Raw genomic sequence first — 8649 nt, forward strand, 5'->3', positions numbered from 1 at the left:
ATACTTGAATATGAATGCGCCATCCCTGTTTTCAGAGATAGAGTTTGTTATCACTTCAACGATGCAGTGTGGAAACAATATCGAAAGGATTCTAATGATTGGGTTCCTCATAGCGACTGCCACGACCGTGGTTGTGGCGTATCTGATTTTTCACCGTTATCATCCGCAGACCGTCCTGATTTTTTCCGGTCTATTTATGCTGCTTTGTGCTATTCCACTGTCAATGAAACCATTGATGGATGAAGACCAGACCACTGGCTCGGCGTTCCTGGATGTCTTCGACCAGATCACTCAGACGTTCGGGAATCTAGGTGCCAAGCTCGGTCTGATCATCATGGCGGTCGGCGGTTTCTCGCTGGTCATGGACCGAGTCGGTGCATCATCAGCACTGGTCGCCATCGCAACCAAACCGCTCCAGAAGATCAACAAGCCCTACGTTGTTCTTGCCTCCACCTACATCCTGGCTCAGACACTGTGCTTGATCATTCCATCGGCAGCTGGCCTGGCGATGCTGCTGATGGTGACCGTCTATCCGCTCCTGCGATCCCTGGGAATCTCGAAACTGTCTGCCACGGGCGTCATCGCGACCGGCAGCTGTCTGGACCTTGGCCCTGCTTCCTCAAACGCCAATATGGCGGCCCAGACGTCCGGCATGACCGTCCAGGAATATTTTATTCAATACCAGCTGCCCGTCGCACTGGTGGTCGTCGCATCGGTGTTCATCCTCCATTACTTCGTCCAGCAGTACTTCGACCGCAAGGCCGGAACTACTCCCGACAAAGCAGACTGGGATGAAATCAAGGCTGAGCTCGCAGGTATTAAAAGGTCCTCGGGCGGAAAGTCGGCCCTGGCACAACGCGCTGCAAATGGTGGGTCCGACACCGCCGCCAAGACCAAGGCGGACACCAAGGAAGCTGAACGTGTCGACAAGCCGACCCCGAAGGCATACGCGCTCCTTCCATTTACGCCACTGGTCCTGCTCATTGTTTTCTCGCCTTTCGTGATTACCAGCATCAAAATGAACGTGGCAACTGCCATGATTATTTCCGGAATGCTCGCCGTTATTTGCGAAATGATTCGCTACCGTTCATTCCAACGCGGCGCGGACGCTTTCTCCGTTTTCTTCGAGGGCATGGGTCGCCAATTCGTCAACATCGTGACACTCATTGTCGGCGGCCAGATGTTTGCTGCCGGTTTAACCCAGCTCGGGTTTATTTCGTTCATTATTGATGGCGCCGAGCGATTCAATATGGGGGCAATTCCGATCACCATCATCATGACGTTGGTGATCTTCCTGTCAGCGGTCCTGATGGGCTCCGGCAACGCACCGTGGTTCGCGTTCTCAGAACTTATCCCCGACATTGCCAAACCCCTGGGCGTTGACACCGTGTTCCTGGCTCAGCCAATGGAACTGGCATCAGGCATCGGTCGCTCCATGTCGCCTATCGCGGGCGTCGTGATTGCAGTTGCCGGACTTGGTGATGTCAGCCCGGTCGACCTCGTCAAACGAACAATCCCCGTCATGATCCCCGCTTACGTGATCATGGTCACCTCGTCGATCGTGTGGGATTACCTGCTTCGAGCCTTCATTTAAGGAGGAAACATGGCTCTTTTACCAATGCAGATCGCTGAAACACTCACATCGAATGTCGACGCCATGACCGATGACCTGGTCCAGTGGCGCCGCGACTTCCACGCACATCCTGAACTCGGATTCCTCGAGTATCGCACCACGTCGATCATCGTCCAGCATCTGCGCGAGTGGGGCTATGAGGTCCTGCAGGGAAAGGACGCGTGCCTGTCTGAGGAGCGAATGGGACTGCCCAGCTCCGAAGAAGATGAGGCCGCAATTGCCCGAGCGATTGACGAGGGTGCCGACGCCGACTTTGTTCACTCGATTGCCGGAGGACACACAGGTACTGTGGCAATTCTCCGCAATGGGGACGGCCCCACTGTCGGCATGCGCTTCGACATTGACGCGCTGCCGCTGCAGGAATCTTCAGAAAAGGGGTACTACCCGGCGGATGAGGGTTTTAACTCCATTCACGCCTCCACCATGCATGCGTGTGGACACGACGCTCACATCACGATGGGGCTGGGTGTTGCCCGCACAATGGCACAGATGAAGGACTCCTGGTCAGGAACGCTGAAGATTTTGTTCCAGCCCGCTGAAGAAGGCGTTCGCGGAGCGAAATCGATGGTGGCCGCCGGCCATGTCGATGACGTCGACGTCATGTTCGCGCAACACGTATGGCCACACGACTTCGAAGAATCCGACTACGCGCCCGGATCCGGCGGGGCTCTGGCCACCACGAAGTACGACGTGAATCTGAAAGGACTGGCAGCTCACGCTTCAGGCGCGCCGCAAAAAGGCAAGAACACCATTCTCGCCGCGTGCACCGCAGTGTTGAACCTGTATGCGATTTCGCGCCACTCAGAAGGGGCGACCCGCGTGAGTGTCGGCAAGATCGTTGCCGGCGATACCCGCAATATTGTCGCAGATCATACACATTTTGAGATGGAAGTTCGCGGTTCAACGACCGAGATCAACGAGTACATGGAGCACCGAGCCCGCACCGTGATCGAAGCGGCTGCACAGATGTATGAGTGCGACTACGAGATCGTGCGCATGGGAGAGGCCATCTCCCTGGATTCCGATCCGGACCTGATGGACCGAATCGCTGAAGCTGGCGAGTTGGTGGGCGTACGCGCCAATGACCCGAAGTGGGTGGAAATGACCGCTTCCGAAGACTACGCATTCATGATGAAGCGAGTCCAGGACAACGGCGGAAAGGCCTCATTGCTGCTGATCTTCACTCCGTCGAAGGGAGGCCTGCACTCCGTCGAGTTCACGGTGGATGAAGCTGTCCTGCCCAAAGGAGTGCGCGTCATCAGCGCAGCCGCCATCGCGGAAATGCCAGCCGCACACTGACCGAGTTCACATCGTTATGGCGCCGAGTGGTCGCATGCATGCGACCACTCGGCGCACACCACGTATCAGAAGCGGTGGACTGGATTAGGCCGGAGTGCCTGTGAATCATTACCCTTAGGACTATGGAACATGATTCGACAGTGCCCCCCTCGACAATCGACAAGCTTGTCATCACTCTTTCTTGCCCGGACCAGCCAGGAATTGTTCACGCAGCCTCCGGCATCATGAGCGACATCGGTGGCAACATCATTCAGTCGCAGCAATTCGGTGACCCGGATACCGGCCTGTTCTTCATGCGAATGGAAGCTGAATCACCTGTCGGTCGAGGTCCTGTCGAAGAAGGCCTGACACGAATCGCCGACAAGTTCAACGCCACCTGGCGCGTCGACCAGTTGGGGCGACCGCTTCGCACCGTCATTATGGTTTCGCGCGAAGGGCACTGTCTCACGGACCTGCTCTATCGGCAGCGCTCTCAAGGTCTGCCTATCGAAGTGGTTGCAGTTGTCGGTAACCACCCTGACCTCGCGCCGGTCGCACAGTTCTACGGCGTCCCCTTCCTCAGCATTCCGGTCACCAAGGATTCAAAGGCGCGCGCCGAAGCAGAACTTCTTGACCTCATCAAGTCCGAGCAGGTTGAATTGGTCGTCCTGGCCCGCTATATGCAGATCCTGTCTGATTCGGTATGCCGTGAAATGGCCGGACGCGTCATCAATATTCACCACTCATTCCTGCCTTCGTTCAAAGGCGCGCGCCCATACGCCCAGGCTCACGAACGCGGCGTCAAACTCATCGGCGCAACCGCGCACTACGTTACAGCCGACCTGGACGAAGGGCCGATCATCGAGCAGGACGTCACGCGAGTCACGCACGCCGATTCCACCCGCGACATGGTGGAGCTGGGGCAGGATGTTGAACGCCGAGTCCTCGCGCAGGCAGTGCGTTGGCATGCTGAACGCCGTGTTCTGATGAACGGCAACCGAACCGTCGTATTCTCCCGCTAGTGTCCGCACTGGCGGTTTCCGCAGCGGAACACAGTTGATAAGATGAATCTGTCGCAACTGGCGAACAGGTGGGATGACCACCGGGGAGCGAAATAGGGTTGTCGCGGTCGCCCGCCTGGGCCACGCAACCGAGCGAGGAACGGCTGGGGCCGCCCTCGCCACTAATGAAAGCCAGACAAGCGAATTGAAAACTGGAGCAGCAATGAGTGATTCTCTCAACTCCCATACGTTGGCCGAACTCGATCCTGACATCGCAAAAGTGCTGGATGATGAGCTGAACCGTCAACGCGCCACCCTTGAAATGATCGCGTCGGAAAACTTTGTCCCGCGTGCCGTTCTGCAGGCTCAGGGATCAGTTCTGACCAACAAGTACGCCGAAGGATACCCGGGACGCCGCTACTACGGCGGGTGCGAGGCAGTGGACGTTGCTGAAAGCCTCGCAATTGAACGCGCCAAGAAAGTCTTCGGTGCCGATTTCGTCAACGTGCAGCCACACTCAGGCGCGCAGGCCAATGCCGCCGCGCTCATGGCGATGGCAAAACCGGGGGACACGATTTTGGGTCTGTCCTTGGCTCACGGCGGCCACCTGACACACGGAATGCGCATCAACTTTTCCGGCAAGATGTACCACGCCACCGCATACGAAGTTGACCGCACAACAATGCGTATCGAGCCTGATCAGGTGCGTGAAGTGGCGCTGCGTGAGCGTCCCCGTGTGATCATTGCCGGCTGGTCGGCCTACCCTCGTCACCTTGACTTTGCTGCTTTCCGCAGCATTGCCGACGAGGTTGGCGCTGCGCTGTGGGTTGACATGGCGCACTTTGCCGGCCTCGTTGCAGCCGGACTGCACCCAAGCCCACTGCCCCACGCCGACGTGGTGACCACGACGGTCCACAAGACACTGGGGGGTCCCCGCTCCGGCATGATCTTGTCCGCGCGCGGCGAGCAGTGGGGCAAGAAGCTGAATTCTGCTGTGTTCCCAGGTCAGCAGGGTGGCCCGCTGATGCATGTGGTGGCTGCCAAGGCCGTAGCAATGAAAGTGGCTCAGACCCCGGAGTTCAAGGACCGCCAGGTCAGAACTCTTGCTGGCGCGCAGAAACTTGCAGAGCGTCTGGGACGCGACGATGCGAAGAAGGTCGGCATCAAGCTGGTCACCGGCGGCACCGATGTGCACCTGGTGCTCGTTGACCTCGTTGATTCAACTCTTGACGGCAAGCAGGCTGAGGATCTGCTGCACGAAGTCGGCATCACGGTCAATCGCAATGCTGTGCCGTTTGACCCGCGCCCACCGGCAGTCACATCCGGTCTGCGTATCGGAACGCCGGCGCTGGCTACGCGCGGTTTTGGTGATGAGGAGTTCACCGAAGTTGCCGACATCATCGCGACCGCACTGGTTCAGGCGGCCTCCAAGGAGACAGTGGATATGGAGGGTCTGCAGGCGCGCGTGCGTGCACTGACTGATGCCTTCCCGTTGTACGACGGGCTGCAGCAGTGAGAGCGCCGTGGGAAGGTGCCGCACAGGTACTGGATGGGAAAGCCACCGCTGCTGCTATAAAGGGCGAGCTTGCTGAGCGCATCTCACGTCTGCGTGAAGCCGGTGTTCATGCAGGACTGGGAACAATCCTGGTGGGTGAAGATCCCGGGTCAGTGACCTATGTTGCCGGCAAACACCGTGACTGTGCGGAGGTTGGCCTCGAGTCGATTCGCATTGACTTGCCCGAGTCGGCCTCTCAGGCTGATATCGAGCAGGCTGTCGACCAGCTCAACGCTGATCCTGCCTGCACGGGTTTCATTGTGCAGCTTCCGCTACCCGTCGGGGTCGATTCCCAGGCCGTGTTGGAGCACATCGATCCGGATAAGGACGCTGACGGCCTGCATCCGATGAACCTGGGCCGCTTGGTGCTGCGCGCAAAAGGTGACATCACCTCGCCCCTTCCGTGTACGCCGCGCGCCGTCATTGAGCTGTTGGAGCGCTACGGCGTGGAGCTCAATGGCGCGAATGTATGCGTGGTTGGCAGGGGAGTGACCGTCGGCCGTTCGATTGGATTGCTGCTGACCCGTAAGAACATCAACGCGACCGTGACGCTGTGCCATACGGGCACGCGCAACCTCGCTGAACAGGTGCGCAATGCTGACGTGATTGTGGCTGCGGCTGGCTCGCCGGGACTGATCACCGCTGACATGGTGCGTGAAGGCGCGGCGGTGCTCGATGTTGGCGTTTCTCGCGTGACGGAAGCTGATGGCCGGGCGCGGCTGCATGGAGATGTGGCCGACGGAGTTGATCGTGTTGCGGCATGGCTGTCACCGAATCCCGGTGGCGTCGGGCCGATGACGCGTGCCCTCCTGTTGGCGAACGTGGTTGAAATGGCTGAGCGACAGGCGGGTTTCTCCGCTCAGGTGTAGATGCGCAGGTGTGAGCTTAGTGCCTTAACTGTTCATGTTCGCGGTGCTGTGGGCTTTCCAACTGGAACGTGGAATGCGTGATCGTGACGGGGAAGTGGTCCTGTACGCAGCTGGCGAGTGTGTGCAAAATGTCGGATCGCTCGTGCTCGTTCAACTCGGGTTGGACGGTGACGTGAGCCGTCAGGGCTATCACTCCTGTCGCAATGGTCGAGGCATGCAGGTCATGCACGTCTTCGACTCCTTGAACATGGAGCATATGCTCACGCACCGTTGCCAGTTCCAGGCCGGGTGGTGTTTCCTCCATCAGGATCGCCACCGAGCGGCGTAAAAGCGTGATCGCCCTCGGAGCCATCATGCACGCGATGAGCAGTGAGGCAAGGGCATCCGCTTGGAGCCATCCGCTGAAATGGGCGACGACCGCACCGATGATGACCGCGACCGACCCTAACGCGTCGGTGGCAACCTCGAGGAACGCTGCGCGCATGTTCAACGAGGAACTGCGGCCCCCCATCAGCACGAGTAGGGAAGCGACGTTTGCAGCCAGGCCGAGGATACCGACGATCAGCATGATGCGGGTGTCGAGTTGCTCGGGGTTCATGAAGCGGCCGATGGCTTCATATGCGATCATCACGCAGATCGCGGCGAGCATACCTGCCTGCAGTGCCGCTGCGACAACTTCGGATCGTGCGAGACCCCATGTGAATCTGTCGGTGCGCGGGCGCAGCGAAAGGTGAGCCGCGATCAGCGCAATCACCAGCCCGGTGGAGTCCACCGCCATGTGGCCGGCATCTGCAAAAAGTGCGAGTGATCCTGAAAGTGCGCCGCCGATTGTCTCGACGAGGAGGACAGTTGCCGTAATGGACAAGGCTGCAATCAGACGCCCTCGGGAACTGGCAGCATGCGAGTGCGAATGTGAATGCGAGTGGTCGCTTGCAAGCGACTTCTCGGCGGATGTGGGCCTGCTGTGGGGTGATGATTGCTCCGACTCCTCGCAGCAATCGCGATGCTCGACATCGGGCGACATGGCGTCCTTTCGCTAGGTGACAACGAAAATCAATACCCCAAGGGGGTATCCTTGGTTGGCTATAGAGTAGCCATTTCTCGCTGCCTTGCCAAGTCCGTGATGTCGAGTGGTCGCTTGCAAGCGACCACTCGGTGAAGTTTCGGGCACAATAGAGGCATGCTGAACGTCACGACTGTCAACCTCAACGGGATCCGCGCTGCCGCTAAACGAGGACTGAACGACTGGTTGAATCGCCAGCACCCCGACGTCCTCCTGATGCAGGAGGTGCGCGCGCCGGAAGAAGTGACGCGTGAGATTCTGGGGCCGCAGTGGCATGTCGTGGCCGTGCCATCGCGGGCGAAAGGGCGTGCGGGCGTAGCAGTCGCTGTCCCGATTGAGAACGAGGCGCTGATCGGAGACGTGCGGACAACGCTGGACGACCAGGAAAGTGATGTGGATTCGGGTCGCTGGCTGGAAGTAGACCTTGAATTTGCCACTCCACTGACGCTTGTGTCGGCGTATTTCCATTCGGGCGAGAAGGATACACCGAAGCAGGATGCCAAGATGGCGCACCTGCCGAGGGTGTCAGCGCGCATGAGCGAACTGTTGAAAGCTGCGAATTCGGCGAAGGGGCGTCAAGCTCTCGTTGCGGGAGATTTCAACATCGTTCGCTCCGAATTGGACATCAAGAACTGGAAGCCGAACCACAACAAGCGTGCCGGAGTGCTCGACGAGGAAATTGCCTTTGTGTCGTCATGGGCCGAGGGTGGCTGGTGCGACACCGTCCGCGAGCTTGCGGGGGATGTCCAAGGCCCATACACGTGGTGGTCGTGGCGAGGCAAAGCATTCGATAATGACGCCGGGTGGCGCATTGATTATCAGTTCGTGACGGCGGATCTGGCGCAAAAGGCACGGTCCTTTTCGATTGATCGCGCCGCCTCTTACGATGCGCGCATGTCAGACCATGCCGCTTTGACCGTGTCGTATGAGTTCGATTAATTGCAATCACACCCGTTGAAGAACAGCAGTGTGTGCGAGCCAGATCTCCTGAAAAAATAGGCTCTTTCCGATCTGACGACGCTCGCCAGTCTTCTACCTCATGACCCTGGATCGCCCGCACGATTGTGCTGAGTTTCAAACGTTCACGTGTGGTGCGTTGCTAGTTTTGCTGAATAGTGTTGCGTTGCTTGTGCTGTTCGTTTGCGACTGTTCTTCCTGTTTAGTGTCCGTGGTTTTTTTCGGCGTGGTCGGTGAGGACTTGGTGGGGTTTTGTTAACAGGAATGGGGCGCTGGTTTCTCTTGTGCTTGTA

General features: G+C 58.4%; 7 protein-coding genes and 1 riboswitch. Of the genes, 6 read left to right on the forward strand and 1 reads right to left on the reverse strand.

Translation table 11 applies throughout. The features are described 5' to 3' along the window. Nucleotides 1-94: 94 nt before the first annotated feature. The 5 genes from dcuC to QP093_RS09690 all read left to right on the forward strand — a co-directional run bounded on the left by dcuC (nucleotide 95) and on the right by QP093_RS09690 (nucleotide 6336). Nucleotides 95-1594 carry a C4-dicarboxylate transporter DcuC gene (dcuC, locus tag QP093_RS09670; RefSeq protein ID WP_285016305.1) on the forward strand — a complete coding sequence of 500 codons (1500 nt, stop codon included), beginning with the start codon at nucleotides 95-97 and terminating at the stop codon, nucleotides 1592-1594. 9 nt (nucleotides 1595-1603) lie between these two features. Beyond that, nucleotides 1604-2932 carry an amidohydrolase gene (locus QP093_RS09675; RefSeq protein WP_070724917.1) on the forward strand — a complete coding sequence of 443 codons (1329 nt, stop codon included), beginning with the start codon at nucleotides 1604-1606 and terminating at the stop codon, nucleotides 2930-2932. Nucleotides 2933-3054: 122 nt separating this feature from the next. After that, a complete protein-coding gene (gene purU / locus QP093_RS09680; protein ID WP_285016307.1) occupies nucleotides 3055-3933 on the forward strand; it encodes a formyltetrahydrofolate deformylase in 879 nt (292 codons plus the stop codon). A 43-nt stretch (nucleotides 3934-3976) separates the two neighbouring features. Next, nucleotides 3977-4061, forward strand: a riboswitch (ZMP/ZTP riboswitch). Nucleotides 4062-4135: 74 nt separating this feature from the next. Beyond that, nucleotides 4136-5428: a serine hydroxymethyltransferase gene (gene glyA, locus QP093_RS09685; RefSeq protein WP_058237098.1), complete on the forward strand. Its 1293-nt coding sequence runs from the start codon at nucleotides 4136-4138 to the stop codon at nucleotides 5426-5428. Beyond that, nucleotides 5425-6336, forward strand: coding sequence for a bifunctional methylenetetrahydrofolate dehydrogenase/methenyltetrahydrofolate cyclohydrolase (locus tag QP093_RS09690; protein ID WP_070724921.1), 912 nt, complete (start codon nucleotides 5425-5427; stop codon nucleotides 6334-6336). Before glyA ends, QP093_RS09690 begins: the two co-directional genes overlap by 4 nt. Nucleotides 6337-6352: 16 nt before the next feature. On the opposite strand, the gene QP093_RS09695 is transcribed toward QP093_RS09690, so the two are convergent. After that, entirely contained in the window at nucleotides 6353-7360 is a 1008-nt protein-coding gene (locus QP093_RS09695) for a cation diffusion facilitator family transporter (protein ID WP_070724925.1), read from the reverse strand. A gap of 156 nt (nucleotides 7361-7516) precedes the next feature. Between QP093_RS09695 and QP093_RS09700 the strand changes: the two genes are divergently transcribed. Then, nucleotides 7517-8338 (forward strand): exodeoxyribonuclease III, encoded by an 822-nt coding sequence (locus QP093_RS09700; protein WP_285016309.1) that lies wholly within the window; start codon nucleotides 7517-7519, stop codon nucleotides 8336-8338. Nucleotides 8339-8649: the final 311 nt, after the last annotated feature.

Origin of the sequence: Pauljensenia sp. UMB10120 (assembly GCF_030212035.1) — a bacterium.
GTDB classification, from domain to species: domain Bacteria; phylum Actinomycetota; class Actinomycetes; order Actinomycetales; family Actinomycetaceae; genus Pauljensenia; species Pauljensenia radingae_A.